This is a genomic window from Sporocytophaga sp., from assembly GCF_017745095.1.
Classification (GTDB): Bacteria; Bacteroidota; Bacteroidia; order Cytophagales; family Cytophagaceae; genus Sporocytophaga.
Map to the genome: position 1 here is coordinate 1 of NZ_JAGHZZ010000021.1, position 21,677 is coordinate 21,677.

16 protein-coding genes are annotated in these 21,677 nt (G+C 35.8%); 7 read left to right on the top strand and 9 right to left on the bottom strand.

Annotated features, from left to right (window positions below; translation table 11 throughout):
* The 9 genes from J7604_RS21805 to J7604_RS21845 all read right to left on the bottom strand — a co-directional run.
* Positions 1 to 3,682 (bottom strand): hypothetical protein (locus J7604_RS21805; RefSeq protein WP_293900835.1); only part of this gene is annotated, 3,682 nt, incomplete at its 3' end.
* A gap of 298 nt (positions 3,683 to 3,980) precedes the next feature.
* On the bottom strand, positions 3,981 to 5,567 hold the full coding sequence (locus tag J7604_RS21810) for a DHA2 family efflux MFS transporter permease subunit (RefSeq protein ID WP_293900838.1): 1,587 nt from the start codon (positions 5,565 to 5,567) through the stop codon (positions 3,981 to 3,983).
* Positions 5,568 to 5,612: 45 nt separating this feature from the next.
* Complete coding sequence (locus tag J7604_RS21815) at positions 5,613 to 6,719, bottom strand: HlyD family secretion protein (protein ID WP_293900841.1); 1,107 nt, start codon at positions 6,717 to 6,719, stop codon at positions 5,613 to 5,615.
* Between the two features lie 69 nt (positions 6,720 to 6,788).
* Positions 6,789 to 8,108 carry a TolC family protein gene (locus tag J7604_RS21820; RefSeq protein WP_293900844.1) on the bottom strand — a complete coding sequence of 440 codons (1,320 nt, stop codon included), beginning with the start codon at positions 8,106 to 8,108 and terminating at the stop codon, positions 6,789 to 6,791.
* A 15-nt stretch (positions 8,109 to 8,123) separates the two neighbouring features.
* Complete coding sequence (locus tag J7604_RS21825) at positions 8,124 to 8,750, bottom strand: TetR/AcrR family transcriptional regulator (protein WP_293900847.1); 627 nt, start codon at positions 8,748 to 8,750, stop codon at positions 8,124 to 8,126.
* Between the two features lie 242 nt (positions 8,751 to 8,992).
* The gene (locus tag J7604_RS21830) at positions 8,993 to 9,496 is read right to left on the bottom strand and encodes a hypothetical protein (protein ID WP_293900850.1); all 504 of its coding nucleotides are present in this window, start codon (positions 9,494 to 9,496) and stop codon (positions 8,993 to 8,995) included.
* A complete protein-coding gene (locus tag J7604_RS21835; protein ID WP_293900853.1) occupies positions 9,465 to 9,842 on the bottom strand; it encodes a DUF1801 domain-containing protein in 378 nt (125 codons plus the stop codon). Before J7604_RS21835 ends, J7604_RS21830 begins: the two co-directional genes overlap by 32 nt.
* Positions 9,843 to 9,854: 12 nt before the next feature.
* A complete protein-coding gene (locus tag J7604_RS21840; RefSeq protein ID WP_293900856.1) occupies positions 9,855 to 10,313 on the bottom strand; it encodes an SRPBCC family protein in 459 nt (152 codons plus the stop codon).
* A 19-nt stretch (positions 10,314 to 10,332) separates the two neighbouring features.
* Positions 10,333 to 10,536 (bottom strand): 4-oxalocrotonate tautomerase family protein, encoded by a 204-nt coding sequence (locus tag J7604_RS21845; protein WP_293900859.1) that lies wholly within the window; start codon positions 10,534 to 10,536, stop codon positions 10,333 to 10,335.
* Between the two features lie 387 nt (positions 10,537 to 10,923).
* Between J7604_RS21845 and J7604_RS21850 the strand changes: the two genes are divergently transcribed.
* From J7604_RS21850 to J7604_RS21880, 7 genes are all read left to right on the top strand, one after another.
* A complete protein-coding gene (locus J7604_RS21850) occupies positions 10,924 to 13,341 on the top strand; it encodes a mechanosensitive ion channel domain-containing protein (protein ID WP_293900862.1) in 2,418 nt (805 codons plus the stop codon).
* Between the two features lie 175 nt (positions 13,342 to 13,516).
* Entirely contained in the window at positions 13,517 to 14,002 is a 486-nt protein-coding gene (locus J7604_RS21855) for a DUF202 domain-containing protein (protein ID WP_293900865.1), read from the top strand.
* A 221-nt stretch (positions 14,003 to 14,223) separates the two neighbouring features.
* Positions 14,224 to 15,120 carry an AraC family transcriptional regulator gene (locus J7604_RS21860; RefSeq protein ID WP_293900868.1) on the top strand — a complete coding sequence of 299 codons (897 nt, stop codon included), beginning with the start codon at positions 14,224 to 14,226 and terminating at the stop codon, positions 15,118 to 15,120.
* 83 nt (positions 15,121 to 15,203) lie between these two features.
* Positions 15,204 to 15,647, top strand: coding sequence for a cyanase (gene cynS / locus J7604_RS21865; protein ID WP_293900871.1), 444 nt, complete (start codon positions 15,204 to 15,206; stop codon positions 15,645 to 15,647).
* Between the two features lie 177 nt (positions 15,648 to 15,824).
* Entirely contained in the window at positions 15,825 to 17,477 is a 1,653-nt protein-coding gene (locus J7604_RS21870) for a tetratricopeptide repeat protein (RefSeq protein ID WP_293900874.1), read from the top strand.
* A 200-nt stretch (positions 17,478 to 17,677) separates the two neighbouring features.
* Positions 17,678 to 18,811: a phytase gene (locus J7604_RS21875; RefSeq protein WP_293900877.1), complete on the top strand. Its 1,134-nt coding sequence runs from the start codon at positions 17,678 to 17,680 to the stop codon at positions 18,809 to 18,811.
* Between the two features lie 41 nt (positions 18,812 to 18,852).
* Positions 18,853 to 21,648: a TonB-dependent receptor gene (locus J7604_RS21880; protein ID WP_293900880.1), complete on the top strand. Its 2,796-nt coding sequence runs from the start codon at positions 18,853 to 18,855 to the stop codon at positions 21,646 to 21,648.
* The last annotated feature ends 29 nt before the right edge of the window (positions 21,649 to 21,677 follow it).

Consider the following 21,677-nt stretch of genomic DNA (forward strand, 5'->3'; position numbering starts at 1 on the left):
AATTATAATTACCTGAAAAATTAGTTACATTAGATGTTACAGAACCAATATCATAGTTTGCTGTAACATTGTTGTTACCTTCGCTTTTCCATGCTCCTGAAACATTACGAGCAACAGAGATGACGTTTGGATTGATTGGAGTGCAAGCATCTGCATCCCAGCCAAGAGTGACTGAGAACGGATTTGCTGTAACAGCATTAATATTCCAATATTCGCATTCACTTACATCCATAAGGGGAAGCGTATAAGATGAGCCCGATGGAGATTCGTTAAAATATTCTGCAAATATTTGACTATTCGCTAGTATAGGATCTGAGATTGTTAAAGGTCGGTATTTCCCATTTTTTCCAATAGGAAAAGTAAAAGTGCCTGTTCCAACTCTTCTTACTTTTCCATCTACAAAACTCTGGTTGGAAGCTCCTGTTATGGTTTGATTATAGTCAAATGCTAAATAGTTATTAAGCAGTGTAATAATATTTCCTTTAACAAAAGTTACACCATTTCTGACCAGTACAATACAATTTAAATTGACGTGATTAACAGATTTATCAATCTTAAAGCGATCTATTCGTATCCAGTCTTTATTAGAAAAAATAGTCTGTTGTTTATCTCCTTTAAAAACACATAGTCCATCAAGAAATCCTAAATAATCAGCATTTTGATTAGCCGACGTTACATTATAAACTAAGTCTCCATAAAATTCGCCTGTCCCTGTTTGTACCGGCTTAAGGACTCCAGTACTACCCTTTATAAAGGTACAGTTTTTATAGTAAATATCTCCACCCATTCCCATATCTCCTGTACCCATATTCGCTATTGTAACATCTTCATTAAATACATTACCTCCAGCAATGGAATTCAATGACGATCCAGTTTTTGTAAAAGTTGCTGTCTTTACAAACGTTGAAGCTTGGAAATACATACCGGGAGCTTCTGCTGTAAGTGAACCATTAAAAACACAATTCTGTACCTGAAAGGTTGAAGATTCCAATAACTTGATATTTTGAGGCTGATCTCCTAGTTGAGTGAAATTTCTAAAATAAAGTTGACCGGCAGTAAATGGACCGGCAATAATTCTTTTCCCTGTCGCTAAAAATGAAGTCCCAGCTGAAATTTTCACACCACCAGTTCCTGAACTTTCAACATAAATATCACCTTCAAAATTATGAGGCCCTCCGGACATACAAGTCAAAATACCTCCTGAAGATGTATTAATAAGTTTTACATCTTTAAAATTATCCCCAACCCCATTACCCAGATATAAATACCCAGTTCCCGAATTTTTAATTGTTGTAGTTGTTCCATAGAATTTATTTCCACCCGATCCAGTAGAGTTATCCTCTCCATTTTTCTCGAAATAAGAAACGCCATTAAAAATACTCCCATTGAAATTTAAATTAGGGGCAATTACGTTTAGATTTCCATTAAATATAGAGCCTAGGTCAAAGGTAGCTATTGCTTTTCCAGTTAAAGTTAAATTTTGAGTTGTGGTACCTGTTTGTATACAATTTCTAAACTTCATAGTACCAAAAGAAAATGCATCAGCTGGAACAGAAATTATATTTTCTCCTTCTAATATAACAGAGCCATTTGCTGATCCTGATCCAATGGTTATGGTAGTATTAGCATTATTTGATATTTCAATATTTGATTTGATTCTGGTGATTCCGCTACCCGAAAAAGTAAATGGCCCTGCTACGGAATTATTCAGAGATGAAACATTCACACTTACCTTCTTTTCTGGATTAGTAAATAGTGTAGTATTTCCGCTTAAATTAGCCAAATAAATATTTCCGGTCCCAGTGATATAAAAATAAGTATTTCCTTCAAATGTCCAGGAAGGCGCACCATTTCCCAGGGCAAGATTAGCTGTTCCGGTATTCCTTATATAAGTATCCCCCTTAAATAAAACAGGCTCAGTATTCTGACTATAAAATGTTCCCGCTGCTCCTGAGTAACAGCAGGTAAAATCAGAAGTTCCTTGAAACGTCCCCCCTTGAAACAAAATGGTTGGCGCTGTTGCATTTAAGTTTCCCTTAAAATTGCATCCTGCTTGAAAGTAAAGAGAAGCACTATTAGTAGAGCAATCCAATGTAAGGTTTTGCTCTGTATCTCCTTCCTGAATAAAATTTCTAAAGGCTAATATTCCATTATTGAAACCTAAAGCATTACCGACATAAATTTTTCTGCCTGCTTTTAAATATACCTTTCCTGATCCGCTATAAACAGAATAAATTGAACCATTGGCTGTGGAGTTAACCTCAACATCGCAGTTGAAATTGGTTGTTCCGTTTTCAGCAAACCGGATATTGCTGCGATCCCCACCGACTATAAATTTGGCTTTTGATGAAGTATTATTAAAATTAACTATCGAATTTGAATTATTTGCAATAAGGATATAGCCACCGGATTTATTTTCAAATGTTGTATTTCCTTCAAAAATTATATTACCAGAATTTCCTACATATAAATAACCTGTTCCGATATTGGTAAACGTGACATCTTTCTGGAAAATATCTCCATTAAGAGACCATGTATAAGTGTAAGAATTCGCATTATATGTAAAGTAAGCGTTATCTTCATAAATATTCCCTCCAAGCGATGTAGCAAAAGTCCTAGACGTTAAATTGGCTTCTTTTTTAAACCTAACGCCATTAAGAGATATTCCACCTGCAGAAACAATGAAAGGCCCATTAAATACGGTTTGTGGAGTAGTACTTCCAGTTGTTGATACCAACACAAGATTTGAGCCATTATCCAAACTAATGTTCTGTGTAGTTGTAGGATCAAGTTGTATGAAATTCTTTAATGTAAGCGTTCCTGCTATAAAATTACTTGCCGAAATAGTTTTACCAATTTCTAGGGTAGAGGTAGTTGTACTATTTGTTGCTGTATTTCCAAAGCAAACACCTTGTCCTGTTGATTTTACAACTATATTTCCCTTATAAAAGGTGTCATAATTGTAGGAAGTAAAGATTGATGTACTTGTTATCAAAGTTAAATCATTGTTAAACTTATCTTCTCCTAAATCTGATAACCTTAAGCCAGATGCACTTGTAGATTCAAAAGTAATAGGACCATTAAACGTATTACCTCCTATAGCATTAACATAGTTTGTTGCTCCTGTTGTAACTTTAAAGGACGTTGTAGTATTAATTCCAAATGTGTTGTTTCTCAAGACAAGAGTCCCAACTATAGCATTAACAGAGCAGTTAATAATTGCTCCGGAGATAGCACTACCTATAGTTGTACTCAATGTAGATGCCTGGTTTATATTCAATTGACCTGAACCATTAATTGTAGTGCCCCCTGCAATATTAGTTGTATTTGTCACATTTAAAGTATACCCAAAACCTATTGTAAGGCTTCCAGATGACATAATAAACTGACCTATTATTTGATTTGAATTCAGCTCAGGAATATTATTAGATATTTGGATAATGATATTATCTGTAGAAGTAAATACAACCTTATTATCCCCATCTACTGGCACATTAGTTGCTCCACTATATGACCAGTTTTGAGGATCTTCCCATTTATTATTTGTAGAAGGATTTTTCCAGGTAAAAGTACCAGTGGCATTACAATATCCAGTGAAGACCCAAAAGATTACCGCGAAAGTAATTCTTAAAAAGAATGATCCTTTTTTATATGGATCCAGCAATACCATAAAATTTAACATTGAACTATAAAAATATCCCTATTATCAAAATTAATTCATTTTATCACCAGGAAAAAAGCAGTTCAAATATTCTTTTCCACAATCTTAGTTCAATTCTTACATCCTTTTAAGAATCAATTGTCCAAATAAACAAATGGACCGTTTAAGATTTCTTTCTAAAAAAATAAAAAATCATACTTAAAAGGGCTTATCAACTGGTAACACAACCTATAGAAGAAAGTGTAATTTAAATCACACAAAAAAGGCCTGCTCACTTCTGAACAGACCCCATGAAACATAGCACAAACAAACCTGAAACTTAGTGGGCGCTGGACAAGTCCACATTGGCGCCTTTATTTTTTCTTAATAATATCAATACAAAGGGAACACATATAAGGAAAAGAATTCCAAGGTAGAGGAAGGCATCCATATAAGATAATACCATCGCTTGTTTGGTTATTCCAAGATCCATCAATTTATATCCTTTAGCAAGCGCTTCTTCTGTTGAAAAACCTTTTGCCGCAAAACCTTGCTGTATCTGATGAACTCTATCCATCGCTTTCCCTCCATCAACACTTAAATGAGATACTACATCAGAGCGATGCTGTACACTCTTTCTTACAATGAAAGTATTGATAATAGCAATTCCGAAAGAACCTCCTAGCTGCCTCATCAAACCTGTAAATGCAGCTCCTTGCCCTATTTCCTGCCCTTTTAATCCGGATAAAGACAAATTGGTAATCGGCATAAACAACAAAGCAAGTCCAACTCCTCTTATTACAAGTACCCAGAAGAAATCATCTCCAGATGTATAAGGAGACAATATTGAATAGGCCCAGAAGCTATATATAAAGAACAGAAACATTCCTATTGCCACCAGGTATTGAGCAGGAAATCCCTTTTTCAGCGTGGCTCCCATAATCGGCATCATAAATGCGGTTGCAAGAGAAGCTGGTACCATCAGAAGTCCGGCCTGAGTAGCTGTCCATCCTAATATTGACTGAGTGTATAAAGGAACAATAAATGTTGATCCGAACAAACCAAATCCCAATATAAAAGATAAGATGGTCCCTATCTTCAGATTAAAGTTCCTTAATACTTTAAATGATACGATCGGATTTTTACATACACTTTCTCTCCAGATAAAGAAAAAGAATCCAAATACGGCCAATACAGTGCATATAACGATACTTTCACTGGTAAACCAATCTTCTTCTTGCCCTTTCTCCAAAACATATTGTAGAGATCCGATTCCGATGGCAAGAAATATAATTCCCCACCAGTCAATATCCTTTGCTGCAGTTTTTTCTGCATACTTAGGACTCTTCACAAACTGAATGGTAAGAATTGCTGCAATGATTCCGATTGGAATATTGATATAGAAAATATATGGCCATGAATAATTGTCCACAATATACCCTCCAAGAGGAGGACCTAATGTAGGACCAACAATTACACCAAGACCATAAATAGCCTGAGCCATTCCTCTATCTGCCAAAGGAAAGCTTTCTGTTATGATCGTTTGGGAAGTAACAAGTAAAGCTCCCCCACCTATCCCTTGCAATAAGCGGAATAGTATCAGTTCATTTATAGATGTTGCATTTCCACAAAGAAATGAACAAATAGTAAAGAGAATAATTGATGCTGCAAAGTAATTTCTTCTTCCAAACTGCTGTGATAGCCAGCTGGTCATGGGCATTACGATTACGTTTCCTATGGCATAGGCTGTAATAACCCAGCTAACTTCAGCCGTAGTACAACCAAGGTTACCACCCATTTCATTGAGTGCAACGTTTACAATTGTTGTATCTACCACTTCCAGAAGAGCGCAAAATATTACGGTAATAGTTATGATAACCCGTCGGGCTCCATACTCCACCAGTGAGTCTGACTCTAATAGGGACATTTAGTTAAACTTAAATTTAGTAACAATGGCTAATGCCTTAAAATATTATTCTTTAAAATGTACTTCGGCAATTACGTTCATACCCGGACGAAGCTCTTTCACCATCGGATCATTATTTAAAAGCTCTATTCTTACAGGCACACGCTGTACAACTTTCACAAAGTTACCGCTGGCATTATCCGGAGGAAGCAAAGCAAAACGTGAACCTGTAGCCGGAGAGAATGAAGCTACCTTTGCTTCAAACTTGTGGTGAGGAAAAGCATCTACTTCTACAGTTACACTCTGTCCGATTTTCATTTTCTCAAGCTGTGTTTCTTTGAAGTTTGCTGTTACCCAAACTTTATCACTTACAACGATATTACACAACTGTTGCCCTGCCTGTACCAGCTGACCTGGTTCCAGATTGATTGCAGATACTTGTCCGTCTGCCTGAGCTGTAATTACTGTATAAGACAAATTCAACAATGCATTGTCAAGGTCTGCTTCTCTTTGTTTGATTACAGAAGATGCAACTTTAATCTGCTGCACAGTAGCATTAGATTGAGAAGCTACAGCCTTAGACTGGCTTTCAGTTGATCTTTTCTGATCCTCCAATACTTTCAGTTGACGCTCTGCTGTTTGCTTTTCTGCAAGAGCCTGCTCATATTGTATCTCCGTAATAGAATGATCTTTGATCAGATCTGAATAACGGGCATAGTCCTTCTCTGCTCTCCAAAGACGAACTTTAGCAGCTTCAATATTAGCTTCAGCGGTGCTGATATTAGATTGAGAAGAAACTGTGTTAGCAGCCGCAGCACTAGTATTTGCATGAGCTACAGACAAACTGCTTTTCGCATTATCTAGAGCAGCCTGAGCCTGCATAACCTTAATTTTCATTTCACGGTCATCAAGAATAACCAGGGTATCTCCTTTTTTTACAAGTTGATTATCTTTTATTCTTACAGAAGAAATGTAACCAGCTATACGAGGAATAACCGGGCTTATATTTCCGTTTACCTGCGCATCTTCCGTTTCTTCATTATTTTGACCATGAACATATTTACTAACACCGTAATAGCCTCCAAGTGCTATAAGGACTACAAGGATGACAGCAAAAGTTTTATTTTTCTTTTTAACAGCCACCTGGTCATTAGTGGCATTCTCAATTTTCATTTTTTTCGAAGATTTATTTTCGACAAGGTCTGTAGTTTCCATAATGGAATTGGGAGCTATGTTTAAGATTTATTTTTTAGGTTCGTTATTAGCAACACCTGATGTTTGCAAAAGCTTGCGATATGCAACTGCCGCATCTGCTTTGGAGTTAGCATAGTCCAGATTGGCTAGTAATTGTTGCACAAAAGCATCCAGCAAATCTGTTGTAGTGACCAGGTTATTACGATATTTATTTTTTGTTATTCTATTGTTTTCAGTTGCTTGTTCAAGTGCCTGAGCATACACTTCAATCTTCTTTTTACTCAAAATATAACCTTCAAAGGCCTGAGCAACTTCTATCTTCACTCTATCACTCATCAAATCTTGACTGGCTTTGACCTCAGCCAGGCGGATTTTAGCGGACTTCACTTTTGCTCCTGTCTTCCATAGTGAAGCTACATTATAACTAAGTCCAAGCCCTGCATTCCAGGCATTTGAAATGGAAACAAAATTTGGAATATTTGCGGCAAAATATCCACCTGTTATTTTTAAAGAGGGATAATAATCGGCCTTTGCCATTCTAATCCCCGCTGACGCTGATTGCTCCCTGTATTTAAGAGCTGCAAGATCATGTCTGTTCGTAAGAGCTACCTGTTCAAATTCAGAAAATGTTCTTGCATCAGTAATTTCCATGAAAGAAGTACTATCTAGTTGGAGCTGTGTATTTTCATCAAGCCCCAGCATAATGTTCATATTAAGATTTGCCAATCTCTCATTGCTTTCCGCATCCAGCAGTGCAAGCTGAACGTTTGACTGTTGAAGCTGTACTCTCAGTAGATCGTTTCTAGCTATAACACCATTCTTTTCGAGATTTGCAAAATCAGCAGATCTCAGTTCGGCCTGTTTCAGATTTTCTCTTACTATTGAAACAGTTGAATGAGCTTTATATAGGTTACTATAGGCTGCAACAGTATTTTGAATTACGGCATCCTTATCATTCTCAGCATCAAGTTTTGTCGCTTCCTCAAGGTATTTGGCTGACTCTATGCCACTTTTTGTTCTAAACCCTGTAAACAAAGGGATCGAACCACTAACCATTGCATAAGCTGCCTCATTGATATCCGGAGATGCCGTATTTCCCAAAGGACCACCAATAGTGGGCTTCGTCAGTCGTATATAGTTTGCGGATCCTCCAAGATCAGGAAGTCGCTTTTCTCTTGCTTCTACAGTTGAAGCAGTAGCAGCTTCTACTTTTACTTTATTAAGTTTTAGCTGTTTATTATTCTGCAGACACAATTCTACAGCCTCACTAAGAGTAAGAAATTTTGTACTCTGAGCGAGAGATACCTCTGAACTAAATCCTGCTATGATTAATGCAGCAGCGATCATTCGTTTTTTTAATGGCAGCATTGCTTTCTAAAGTCTTTATTTGTTTTTAAGTATTCCCATAATAAAAATTTCACCCAGGTTTTTGATGCGCTTTCCAATCAAATCAAAGTCGCTTTGCTCAAGCTGATAAGAATCTTTGTTCTTAATTGTAATGCCTCTCAACCCATTCATCGTTGCGATAAACAAATCAGCATATTCAGAGACATCAATATCCCTAAACTCATTATTGTTTATCCCTTCTTTCAAAATATCAGAAACCAATGCTACTTCTGATTGGAAAAAATTGTCCAGGAGATTCCCTAACAAGGGTTTTACATTCTCCATAGACATTTTGATTTTTCCAAGATTCACAAACACTTTCAAAAAATATTCATGCCTTTTATCCACATATTGAACAAGCTTATTTTTTGCTGTGTCTTTACTGTCAACAACTTGCTTTTTAATACCACTAATAAATCCGTCCTGCTCCCTTTTAACTACAGCCTGAAATAAAGCATCTTTATCTGCAAAATAATAGTATATGGACGCCTTGGACAATCCGACATCTGAAGCAATTTCTGTCATGGTCGTCTTCGCAAGTCCATAATAACCAAAGCGTTTCATTGCTGCATCCAGAATTAAATTCACCTTAATATTATCCGTATTTGAAGAAGCTTCGACCATTTGACTTTTTGACTTTCTGACTTAATAAGTCAAATATACAACTAAATTGTTTATGAAAATGCTCCCGAGAGAAGAATTATTTTTTGGATAATTATTAGAATAGAATGGTAAAATTCTGTAGGAATTCTGAAGTTATATTATAAAATTTACCTAATAAAGGTAAAGGCATGTAAGCGGTGCTTTCAAATAGAAAACAATAGTTTGAAGTAGTTGAAATTATAAAATACTCAGGAAAAAAATACTTAATCTCTTTTCATCAGAACATTCACTCCTTTCCCTCTCCTAGTATAAAAGGTATCATCTGCCACCGAATAAAAATAGGCATAATCCATGCTTAGATATAATCGATTATTATTTAGACTGTCAACAATAAAATAGTTGAATATTTCATTTTTATTCATTAAAAATAAAGAATCCCCTTTGATCTTATATTTATCGGAGCGATCAAATCCATTTTTATTAGTTAAATAAAATGTCGAATCTGGGTTAAACTCAATAACGAAATTATTTTCCAAAAATCTTTCAAGAATCGCTCCCCTCTCCGAAAATGGAACATCAAATCCAGAAGACCACCCAGTAAATTTAATATTTTCAATCTTCCATTTCCCCATAAAAAAATCCTGCCCTGAATTCCTGTCCTCCACAACTTTGGAGCAGGATAGACAAACAATGATGATTGTTAACAACAAAAGCACGTTATTCATTATTTCAGGATTACTTTTTCTTCTTCGAAAGTGCTTTTTCATTATTTTCCACAATCCTAAACTTGACAATCTTTGTTATAAGTCCAATTGGCAATGGTTTATCAATGGGGAATTGTATTGCTCCTTTTGAGGTTTTATAATCTGTCAATTCATCCGCGAACTCTGTAATACCGGAAGCTGTTGGATAAAAACCGATGTGCTTTTTATAACCAGCATAATAGACCAACATACCTTTCAATTTAAAAGCAGGCATATTATAACTGATAACCTCTTCTGCTTTGGGAGCAGCTTTACTAATGGTATGTCTCATTTTCTCAAGTATAGGTCTTATTTCCTGAGGAAATGTACTTATGTATTCATCTACTGTTGCAAACTTATGAGCTTCCATATATTAAAAATTTTATTTTCCATGCTTCATAACTTCTGCAGGAAATTTATCCGCAATCAGATTAAGATTGATATTATGTTCCAGATAAGCTTTAAGTCCATCCAGCACTGTCGTAAAGCCCCCGGTTGAGTCTTTGATAGCTTCTAATAATTCATCTCCTGTTTTATTAAATCCAAAGTGTTTAATAGTAACATAAGTAGAACCATCACTCAGAGTTCTAAAATCAAAATCTACAGTTGTTGCCGGTTCATCCCATTCAATAATGATCTTCTTACCAGGCACAATCTCTTTTGCAATAACTTTGGTGGACACTCCATACATCTCCCATTTCCAGGTGACAATCTTACCTACTTCCAGCTTGCCACTTCCATGCGTGAACCAGAAATTCTTTGTAATCTCCGGATCAATAAATGCTTCAAATACTTTATTAGCTGGCTTTCTTACGAGCATTTGACATTCGGAACATTTCATATTCATCTTATTTGACCTATTATTTACCTTTCTTGCGTCTCTCTGTAACCTGCTGACCACCTATTCCCCAGTTATCTGTGGACACTTCATCGATAACAACAACTGTTGTCTCAGGATTTTTATTAAGAACAATCCTAAGTAACTCCGTAACACCTTCGATTAACTCAGCCTTCTGCTGTGATGTTACATTCTCATCGGTAATTTTTATATTGACGTATGGCATAATGTTTTTTGATCTATAAAAATGAATCTATAAAAAGAATATTAATTATTCAAACCTTTCGTTCATAATAGATATCAGTCAAATAGCTATTTACAAATTTCTTAGTGCTAATATTCAGAATAAAGCATTTTCAACTACAAATAAATTCACAATCAAATTGTTTATCACAGCAATATCAATCATTTAGCAGACTTCAACGACTAAATTCCCTCTCGATAAATAAGTAAAAATAGTATGTTCAAAAATTTCTGAACTAAATGAATCTTCATAAAAACCTGAATATAAAAAGCTTCAACCAATAATACTACTTTATATCCTATTCATGCCACCACTCCCTTTTGAAATCCATGCTTACTTGTTTATTTTTACTATACAACAACTATGAACATGCCAAGAATTATTTCCTACTCTTTAATTTTCAGTTTCTGTATCCTATTAATAAACCTGTCCTTTGGCCAAGACACGCTCAAAACCCATTCAGACACGTTAAAACCTCACCAAGACTCACTCAATAAAAAGCGGGAAAGAGGATTCCGAAAGAATCGTGATCTGGCAGCAATTTTCTCTGACTCTGCAAAACTTACAAGCAGTGACTATCAGATTCGCATAGAGAAAAATTATGCTATTCTCTCTATGATTAAAAACAAAAGCGATCTGGGGCCCCGTATTAGCAACATTCAGGTGAAACTTGCCGACAGTGATTCCGCACTGCTTATATTGAAAGAAAACATCTTGAATAACAGTCAGGCACTAGGACTACGCAACCTTCAGATGTTTAGAAGCCTATTAAATGACATTCACAAAGATATAGAAAAACAGAGGCATGTACTTGACAGTGCTGAAGCTACTCTTAGCAGTCTGAAAAATGAATTAAAGGTGATGATGAAAGATACAGTCATCAGGAGCCTGATGAAAGACTCGGTCAACAGACAGCTTTTTGCGCCACAACTTAAGGACATGCGGGAAGCTTGGCGCTCCGGAACTTCCAAATTAAAGGAAAGTATCACCCTCATCAACTTACTCCAGACACATAATTCAGCAAATGCTGTGACGACCGCTGCATTACTCGAAAAGGTTAATAACCTGCTTCTTACTTCATTCTCCAGAGTATTCAGCAAAGAATATAATTACCTGTGGGAACCGTTACAAAACAGATCTCTAGATCAGCTACGTAAATCACATGAGAAAGCACGTAATGGTGAGCACAAAGCACTCAATTATTACTTCAAGGATAGTCTTAACAACAGGCTATTCCTACTTGTTATCGGATTTATTTTTGGGATTTGGCTATACAGAAATATATACAGGCTAAAAAAATCAGATGCATTGGATAAGATTCAATATCTTCAGATTGAATATTTATATCCTCACTTCATTGCATCTTCATTTGTTGTAATATTTACGTTGGCTCCTTTTTTTGATCTGGATGCTCCATCTGTTTATATAGAATCCATGCAGTTTCTGTTAATATTGACACTTACTTTTATATGCTTAAAAAAATGGCCAAGAAACCTCTTTATCTATTGGCTTGCAATGGTTGTCCTTTACATTTGTTTTTCATTTACACATCATATTCTTCTCCCTGGTCTTTTCCAGAGATTCGGACTGATTTTACTTAATGTACTTTCTGTTGTATTCGGATCTTTGTTTCTGAGGGGATTAAAAAATCATTTACAATTGCGTGGATTCCTAAGATTCGTGATCATCCTTCACAATGTAATGAACATCCTGGCAATACTATGCAATATATTCGGTCGATTCTCTCTGGCACAAATTCTTGGCAACACAGCTATATTCTCCTTTACGCAGGCTATCGGACTTGCTGTATTCAGCAAGATATGTATAGAAGCCATTCTGCTTCAGATCGAAACCAGCAGGATCAAGCAAGGCTTTAAAACTACTTTTGATTTTCAATCAGTGATAAAAGACTTTCAGGGGCTTGTAATGTTCACAGTTGTTTTGCTATGGGTGATTGTATTTACAACTAACCTGAATATTTATAATACTTCTAAAGATGCCGTTGCAACCCTTATGACCAAACAACGTGCTATAGGCAGCGCTAACTTTACACTTGGAGGAATAGTACTATTTTTTATTATTATCTGGATAGCTCATTTGCTACAGAAATATGTTGGATATTTCTTTGGTGATACAGGCAATGACGATGTTCAGAACAAAAACCAACGCTCTAGAATGCTTATCGCAAGACTTGTAGTTCTTTGTGCTGGATATCTACTTGCAGTCACAGCTTCAGGCCTTCCTGTTGACAAGATCACGATTGTATTAGGAGCTCTTGGTGTTGGTATCGGTCTTGGCTTGCAGAATATTGTAACAAACTTTGTATCGGGCATTATTCTAATCTTTGACAGACCACTTCAAGTGGGAGATTCTATAGAAATCGGCAATAAAACAGGTAAAGTCAGAGAAATCGGTATTCGTTCAAGCACACTATTAACAAGCGATGGAGCTGAAGTAATTATACCGAACGGTGACATATTATCTCAACACATCACTAACTGGACCTTAAGCAATACTCAGCAAAGATTATCCATTTCTGTCTCCGTTAACGGTAATCAGGATATTGAAAAAATCTCCAATAACATTAAGTCAAGTATATCTTCTTCTTCATATGTTTTGGCCAATACAACTCCAGGAATTGAATTTGTTGCTCTTAAAAAAGATGTATGCGAATTAAAAATACACTTCTGGTGTAAAGATGTTTACAAGGCAGAGGAAGCTAAAAGCAGCATCATATATGATTTATATAAAGAATTTGGAGAAAGCAATATTTCAATAAAGGGATAATCTCTGATCACAAGTTACACTCTATTAATTTTGCCTTCCTTAAGTTTCGAGTTTAAAATTCAAACTTTAGGAAGGTATATTTTTTTTATTATCCCCATTCATTAGATTAAAAACATTCATATAAACGAACAGTTTATATGAAAAAAAATGAAGTCAACGAGACTACAGGGAACCTATGCAAGACGACGATAAATCCCAACTTTCCTTTAACAAGCTTCTTACCAAAAACCCTGTACATGCTTCATTTCTTTTTGCATCTCAGCGGACAGGATTAGCTTTTCAGAGAACACGTCTGAGTGCTGACAGGACATTAATGTCTGTGATAAGGACTTCTCTGTCTCTGATAAGTTTCGGGTTCACAATTTTTCAGATTTTCTTGCACCTAAGAGAGGAATTCCATAAACACTGGAGATCATTGATGCCTAGAACATTAGGGTTTATCCTTGTTATACTTGGCATCTTAATGCTGATCATTGGGATAGCTTATCATGTTAGGTTTATGAAACAAATCCGTATTGAAAGAGAAGAGATGATGAACAAAGGCCTCCTTCCTGATGAGGATAAATTTCCAGTTTCTTTTACCTTAATTGTTGCTACGCTTTTGCTTCTTGCTGGGATTTCTGCTGCAATTTATATGATAATCCAGGCAATGAAAATTTAACCATCCCTACATCAAAACAGACACCCACCCTATAAAAACACAATAAATATAAAAAAATCAATAGAAATTTTAACATAAAAAACTTCTTACGCATACATTTCTACAAACATCCATCAAAATTTTGACCTAAAACCAAAAAGGTTATTTTTATCCTATACAAGGGAATTTTTGTCCTGCAACTTCCCTATGATTAATCTTTACCTTTAAATCAAATAAGCAACATGAAAGATCTGCCTGTCTTGACTATCAGTAATTTTGAAGACTACAATCATTGTCAGCATTGCGGCAATAGTTTCTACATCAGAACTTTTGACAAGCACCTACAGGACAATCTGTTTCTGGATAAGCCCCATGGCCATGATTTCTTTATATTGCTTTTCATAACCAATGGTTCAGGAACGCACAGTATTGATTTTAAAAACTATGAAATAAAGACTGGTAGTTTATTCTTGCTATCTCCGGGACAAGTCCATCACTGGAATTTATCTTCAGACATCAATGGATATATTCTATTCTTTACAAAAGAATACTTTCTATTAGACTTTAACTATAACAAGCTTTTAACACTGCCTTTCTTTTACACTCATATCAATTCGCCTTGTATGGAGATTAAAGTAGAGGATATTGAGCAAGTATCAAACATCTTTAAAAAAATTGATGATGAGTATCTGACCAAAAGAAGGTTTTTCCATGATGTCATTAGGCTCAATCTTAAAATGCTACTGATTGAACTTGAAAGAAAATATACAGCAAATCAACAAACTCCTGGCCTTATGCAATATCAGATCAATCAGTTGCATAAGCTGGAGACATTGATCGATGCACATTATAAAGAGCACAAACAGATTTCTGAATATGCAGACATGATGAATATCTCTCTAAAACAGTTGAACAGTCTATGCAAAAAGGCACTTAATAAAACACCGGGAGACTTACTACAGGAGCGACTCATCCTTGAAGCCAAGAGACTTCTGGTTTATTCGGATAAGTCAGTCAGCTCTATTGCCGCTATTCTAAATTATACTGACAATTCATATTTCATAAGATTATTCAGAAAGCTGACTAGCGTGACACCAGAGCAATTCAGGACAATTCAACTATCAGAATACATTAATTAAAATACCTGTGGCAGACAATTTTGCTTTTGACGCAGACTTGAAATTCGGAATAAAATTATACATAACCCTTTACTATATTAATTATGATCACCAAAATTGAAATGACTGAAGCCATCATTGCAGCAAAAGCAAAAAAGAACACCACATGGACAGAAATCTCCAAATGCATTGGCTTATCTGAAATATTTACTACCTCTGCATGTCTTGGTCAGAACACGCTATCTAAAACAGAAGCGGAACAATTAGGCTCATACCTGGAGCTGAGTCCAGATGTCGTAAAAACGTTACAAGTCTTCCCAAGCAAAGGACCAGGTCAAGAAATATCTACAGACCCACTTATATATAGATTCTTTGAAATCTGTTTTGTATATGGACCAACTCTTAAAGAAGTTATTCAGGAAAAAATGGGAGACGGTATTATGAGTGCAATTGATTTCACTATGAATGTAGATAAAGTAGAAGATCCAAAAGGAGATCGAGTGATCGTTACCATGAACGGGAAATTTTTACCTTATAAGAAATGGTAAAACAATAAATTACAAACAAATTATACTATCCCTGCAATAGATTTAAATCTGGCAGGGATTTTTTTTCAATAAAATAAACCTACAATTATTCTGCACTACGCTTAACACCGCCTTAACATTAAGGTAATAATTAGGAAATAATATTGTATCTGACAATGGATAACTTGCTCAGCATACATGAAAAGATTTACTAAATTCATTTTTTACTTACTTTTTCAACTATCATATATTCATTTACTTGCTTCTCCATCAAACGACACTCCTGAAGAGAAGATAGAAATATTATTAAAACAAGCGGAAGCATTACTACCTTCCAAACCCGACTCATCAATCTTTATAGCAGACCTTATCCTTGAGCTCTCAAAACAGGAGAACTATAAAACAGGACAAGCTAAGGCTCATCAGCTTATAGGATCTGTATTTTATCATCAAGGTGTTTATCATGAAGCTCTCATACACCTCCAGCAGGCAGAAGTTTTATTAAAAGATATCGGAAACGAATCCGGAATAGCTGAAAACCATGGGCAGCTGGGATTGCTGTATGCTACTATCAAACAACCGGAACTTGCTCATAAATATCAGGAAGAGGCTCTTAATATATACGAAAAGCTGGGAGATAAAAAGGGACTTGCCTATGCTTATGGAAATCTTGGAAGGTTATATGAGAAGAAACAGCAATACGTACAGGCAATAAATTATCAGGAGAAAGCACTTAATTTTTATACTGAGATTAATGATTCTGCTGGTTTGGCCACAATAATGGAGAACATCGGTAGTATCTATGAAGACAAGGAGATGTTTACAATTGCCCACTCATTTTTTATAAAATCACTCCATTTGTCTGCTAATAACAAAGATAGCCTCTTAATGGCTATCAACTTTAATAATATAGCTGACATTTATCGCAAAACCGGTATTTATGATTCTGCAATACATTATACAAATCAATCGCTTCAAATTGCAATCAAAATTAAAGACAAATATCAGATTAGCAGTGCTTATAAGGATCTAAGCAAAATATATTCGGGATTAAAAGACTACCAAAATGCATATAAGAATCTTGAGCTTGGAAGAACAATTTATGAAGACATGTATAAATCAGAAACTGCCCGTCAGGTTTCACTTATGCAGAGCCTGTTCCAGATGGAGCGCAAAAACAGCGAAATACAAAAACTAGAACTTGACAGGAAGTTCAATTATCTAATCAAATCTATGCTGATCGCTGGTCTGTTCATAGTAGTTCTTGTAGGAGTCTTAATAATAAGCAGACAGAAAAACAGATTATTAAATAAAGAAAAGCAATTAAAGTCTGACAAAGAACAGTTTGATGCCCATAAAAGCCGCATGAGCAATGAACTTGAGACAATCAACATAAAACAACAACAATTACAAACTGAACTCGACACAAAGGCTAAGTCATTGACAGCACACACCCTACATATTATAGGTAAAAATAAAATGCTGGAAGAAATCAGAGAGATGCTGACCATTACTATTAAAGAAGATCCGAAAGTTCAAAAAATGAATTTGAAAAATCTTATTAAACAGATAGATCAGAGTTTCATTCAGGATAAAGACTGGACTGATTTCAGAACAATCTTCGAACAGGTGCATCAGGATTTTTTTATAAAGCTTCAACAAATAAACGCTGACCTCACCCCTGCTGATTTAAGATTGGCAGCCTTGATTAAACTCAATTTACCTTCAAAGGATATTGCAACTACACTTGGTATATCTCAGGATAGTTTGAGAATTGCTCGATACAGACTCAGAAAAAAAATGAACTTATCAGAAGGTGAAAACCTCATTAATTTTATCCTTAATCTTTAAAGAACATAGATATAACAATTTGATAACACTTCACATTATACTGAACTTTAATCACTTAATTACTAAAAACTCTACTTTGTTGCCCTTCTGTTAACGCCGTCAAACATCAATGTTGCCCAAATGTATACATCAAAATATTGCAGCCCCTGCCCTGTTAAACTAACCTTGCAATGAAATTTTAAAAACACAAAAAGGATTCTATGCAAAAGTTTTTGAACTGGAGTTTAATATTAAGCCTCCTTTCATCCTGTAATACTTCACACCCCTTAAATGAAAAAATTCCGGAACAGCCTATTGTTAGTACTTCTGTTATAAAACCACTTTATATCTCAGAGGCCGTTCAATTTGATACTGATGATCCTGCCATCTGGATCAACAAGGATGATCCAGCCCAAAGTCTTATTATCGGAACAGATAAAAATGAAGATGGTGCTCTTTACACATTTGATCTTAAAGGAAGAATCCATACCAATAAAGTCATAAAAGGCTTAAAACGCCCTAATAATGTGGACATTGAATATGGACTGCCGATTAAAGGAATAACAACTGATATTGCAGTAGTCACTGAAAGATTTACACATAACTTAAGAATATATGCACTTCCATCAATGACACCGGTTGATGGGGGTGGCATTCCTGTATTCGAAGGAGAAACGGCTCCCGAAAGCAGAGATTTGATGGGTATCGCCTTATATAAAGATCCTGTTACTTCTAAAATATTTGCAATTGTTGGCAGAAAGACGGGAACAGATGGCGACTACCTGTGGCAATATGAGCTTTGGTCTGACGAACATGGAATAGTAAAAGCATCACTTGTAAGAAAATTCGGTTCCTACAGTGGCAATAAAGAGATTGAAGCAATTGCTGTAGATGATGAGCTTGGGTATGTATACTATTCTGATGAAGGCGTAGGCGTGAAGAAATACTATGCAAATCCTGCGAAAGGTAATAAAGAACTAGCACTCTTTGCAACAAAGGGTTTTACTGCTGACCATGAAGGTATCTCTATTTATAAAACCAGTGAGAAAGAAGGTTATATTCTGGTTTCTGACCAGGGAGCAAATAAATTTCAGATCTTCTCAAGAGAAGGTACACCCTCCAATCCCAATGAACACAAGCATTTAAAAACCATTCAGGTAGCTGCAATGGAAAGTGATGGTTCTGAAATCACTAATGTGTCATTAAATCAAGAGTTTAAATCCGGCCTGTTTGTGGTAATGTCTACTGACAAAACTTTTCATTATTACCGCTGGGAAGATATCGCAGAAAATGATCTGAAATCGTCTCCCGATACAGTTTACAAGAATGGATCTATATCACTCAAAAGAGAATAATCGAGCATTAAAAACTCTCCAGAAGATTAAAATATTAACTGATGAAACAGATCATTTACTTCAGGAATATCTTATCACTTGCAATATTCTGCTTGTTGATTGCTAAGTATTCTGAAGCTGCTACATTTAAAGGTAAAATCAACGGACCAGATAAGGAACCACTTACCGGCGCTCAGATCTCAATACCTGGTCTTCAGAGTGGAACGATTGCTGGTTTGGACGGCTCATTCCATCTTAGTGATATTCCCATTGGCATACATGAAGTTCGTGTCACATTCATCGGCTTTAAAGATATCATTGATATCATTGAGATTAAACAGAACGACGAAACGATGATCAAGTCATTTCTTATGGAAGCTCATCTCCAAGAGCTCAAAGAAGTAGTCGTTACTGCTCATACTGACAAAGGCACCGATACAGAAGCCAGAAGCATTGAGAAAAAAGCTACACAAACAATGAATGTTGTTTCAGCTAAAACCATTGCCCTTTCTCCTGACATCACTGTTGCCAATGTAATTCAACGCGTTTCCGGATTATCATCTGAAAGAAGCAGTAATGGAGATCCACAGTATGCTATCGTAAGAGGTATGGACAAAAGATATAGTTATACCCTTGTAAACGGATTAAAAATACCCAGCCCTGAAAATAAAAACAGATATGTTCCTTTAGACATCTTTCCTGCTAATCTACTTGAACGGCTTGAAGTATATAAGAGTCTTACCGCAGACCAGGAAGGTGATGCCATCGCCGGAGGTATAAACATGGTTATGAAGAGTGCTCCTGAAACCTTCGAAGTTAAAGGAGATGTACAAACAGGTTATAATTACATCAATAAGATACAGGGCTTTCAAACATATAATGCTTCAGCTATCCAGAAGCTCTCACCTAGAGAATTATATGGCTCAGATTATCAAGCTCAGCCATTGGATTTTACAATTAAGAATCTGGAAACTCAAAAGATAAATCCTATGCCTGACTTTAATGGTTCTTTGTCTGCTGGCAGCAGACTAGTTAATAAACGCCTGGGAATAATGATAGGTCTTAGCGGCCAAAACTCTTATCGTGGTACTAAAAGCACATGGTTTGATGTTGCAACCGATCGCTTTGGATCCAACAGGCCAGCCCTTCAGAGCATGCAGGAAAGGAACTACAGCACCAGACAATTCAGGACAGGAGTACATGGACGAATAGATTTCAGAATTAATGAAAACCATAAAATAGGGAACTACACAGGATTTTATAATCTGAATTTATTCGAAGTAAGAGATATCAGGCAGACTATGCTTGATGGAAGAAACTATGATGACAAAGCAGGAAATGCAATTCTTTCATACAAGACAAGAGTAAAAACTACTTACCAAAAAATTTTCATTACTAATTTCCAAGGAAATCATAAGCTCGCAAAATCATTCAAATTTCACTGGTCAATTGCGCTTTCTCAAGCCAATATGGAGCGCCCGGACAATGCTACATTCCTAAGAAACGGTGAACTTAAAAACTTTGTAGAACAACCACAGAATATAGAAAGAGGTAATTCAAGAAGGTGGGAACACAATCAGGACAAAGATATTTCAGGTTATCTTAATTTAATTTATCAGCCGGAGCAATGGAAGAAAACATTTCTTAAAACAGGCATGATGTTCCGTAATAAAAACAGAGATAATTATTTCAACAAATACGCATTCGACCCTAATCCAAGTCTTCAATTGCAGGGAAAAGACTGGAATAGTTATTCAGATGTTCAATGGGACCTTTTAAATCCTGCCGGAAGTACATCTGATGAGCTTAATTATCAAGCCCGAGAAAACATTACAGCATGTTACCTCCTTGGAAAAAGTGAAGTTTTAAATACAGAAGTTAATATTGGTGTCAGAGTTGAAAACACTAATCAGGGCTATACTTTAAAAAGTCCTAAAGAAAATCAGACAGCTGACAGTTCACAACATTATACTGATGTATTGTCAAGTCTAAGTTTAAAATATAAAATCTCACCAATCCAAAATCTAAGATTAACTTATTACAAAGCTATTTCAAGGCCAGGCTTCTTTGAGATTGTTCCTTATCAGCTAGAAGATGATGATTATAAAGAAGCCGGAAACCCAGGGCTAAAGAGAGTAAAAGCAGACAATATAGATCTTAGATGGGAATTATTTCCCTCTCCTTCAGAACAAATACTTATAGGTGGATTTTACAAAAGAATTAAAGACCCTATAGAATATGCTCTGATAAGAAGCGGAGTCAACAATGCCCCTATGATTGTTCCGGGTAACTATGGTACTGCTTTTAACACAGGAATAGAAGTAGACTTCACAAAGTATTTTAATAAAATAGGTATCAGAGGTAATTACACCTTTACACATTCACAGATCAGTGCGCCAAAAGCTTTACGAACAAGGGAAAACCCTGCAGATCCTACAAGTAATCTTATACTGACGAATGTGATGCAGAAGAGAACATTACAAGGACAGGCCAAACATATTGCAAATATTTCCATACTCTTCAAAGATCTGAAGCATGGTCTCGAAGCTCAACTTTCCGGTATATATACAGGAGAAAGACTTGAGGTCATCTCTCCTTTTCTTGATAATGATATGTATGCTAAGCCCGTCTTTCAGTTAGATTTTTCATTTGAGAAAAAATTATTGAAAAAGTTAGAAGTCCTTCTTAAAATAAATAATCTTCTTAACTCTCCTTATGAAGTATACATCAAGAAGCCTGTATATAAAGACGAAGGAAGCACTCTTAGTTACCCGATGCAGACATCATCCACTAAGACTCTGGTAAGAAAAGATCAGTTTTATCAATCATTCCGATTGGGCATAAGATTCGAATTTTAACAAAAAAACATAACATATACCATTTACTC

Coding starts and splice junctions, on each gene's coding strand:
- J7604_RS21815 (WP_293900841.1), bottom strand. CDS start 6,719: ATGAAAATTGAGAATGCCACTAATGACCAGGTGGCTGTTAAAAAGAAA.
- J7604_RS21820 (WP_293900844.1), bottom strand. CDS start 8,108: ATGCTGCCATTAAAAAAACGAATGATCGCTGCTGCATTAATCATAGCA.
- J7604_RS21870 (WP_293900874.1), top strand. CDS start 15,825: ATGAAAAGATTTACTAAATTCATTTTTTACTTACTTTTTCAACTATCA.
- J7604_RS21850 (WP_293900862.1), top strand. CDS start 10,924: ATGCCAAGAATTATTTCCTACTCTTTAATTTTCAGTTTCTGTATCCTA.
- J7604_RS21875 (WP_293900877.1), top strand. CDS start 17,678: ATGCAAAAGTTTTTGAACTGGAGTTTAATATTAAGCCTCCTTTCATCC.
- J7604_RS21830 (WP_293900850.1), bottom strand. CDS start 9,496: ATGAAAAAGCACTTTCGAAGAAGAAAAAGTAATCCTGAAATAATGAAT.
- J7604_RS21880 (WP_293900880.1), top strand. CDS start 18,853: ATGAAACAGATCATTTACTTCAGGAATATCTTATCACTTGCAATATTC.
- J7604_RS21855 (WP_293900865.1), top strand. CDS start 13,517: ATGCAAGACGACGATAAATCCCAACTTTCCTTTAACAAGCTTCTTACC.
- J7604_RS21835 (WP_293900853.1), bottom strand. CDS start 9,842: ATGGAAGCTCATAAGTTTGCAACAGTAGATGAATACATAAGTACATTT.
- J7604_RS21840 (WP_293900856.1), bottom strand. CDS start 10,313: ATGAAATGTTCCGAATGTCAAATGCTCGTAAGAAAGCCAGCTAATAAA.
- J7604_RS21845 (WP_293900859.1), bottom strand. CDS start 10,536: ATGCCATACGTCAATATAAAAATTACCGATGAGAATGTAACATCACAG.
- J7604_RS21860 (WP_293900868.1), top strand. CDS start 14,224: ATGAAAGATCTGCCTGTCTTGACTATCAGTAATTTTGAAGACTACAAT.
- J7604_RS21825 (WP_293900847.1), bottom strand. CDS start 8,750: ATGGTCGAAGCTTCTTCAAATACGGATAATATTAAGGTGAATTTAATT.
- J7604_RS21810 (WP_293900838.1), bottom strand. CDS start 5,567: ATGTCCCTATTAGAGTCAGACTCACTGGTGGAGTATGGAGCCCGACGG.
- cynS (WP_293900871.1), top strand. CDS start 15,204: ATGATCACCAAAATTGAAATGACTGAAGCCATCATTGCAGCAAAAGCA.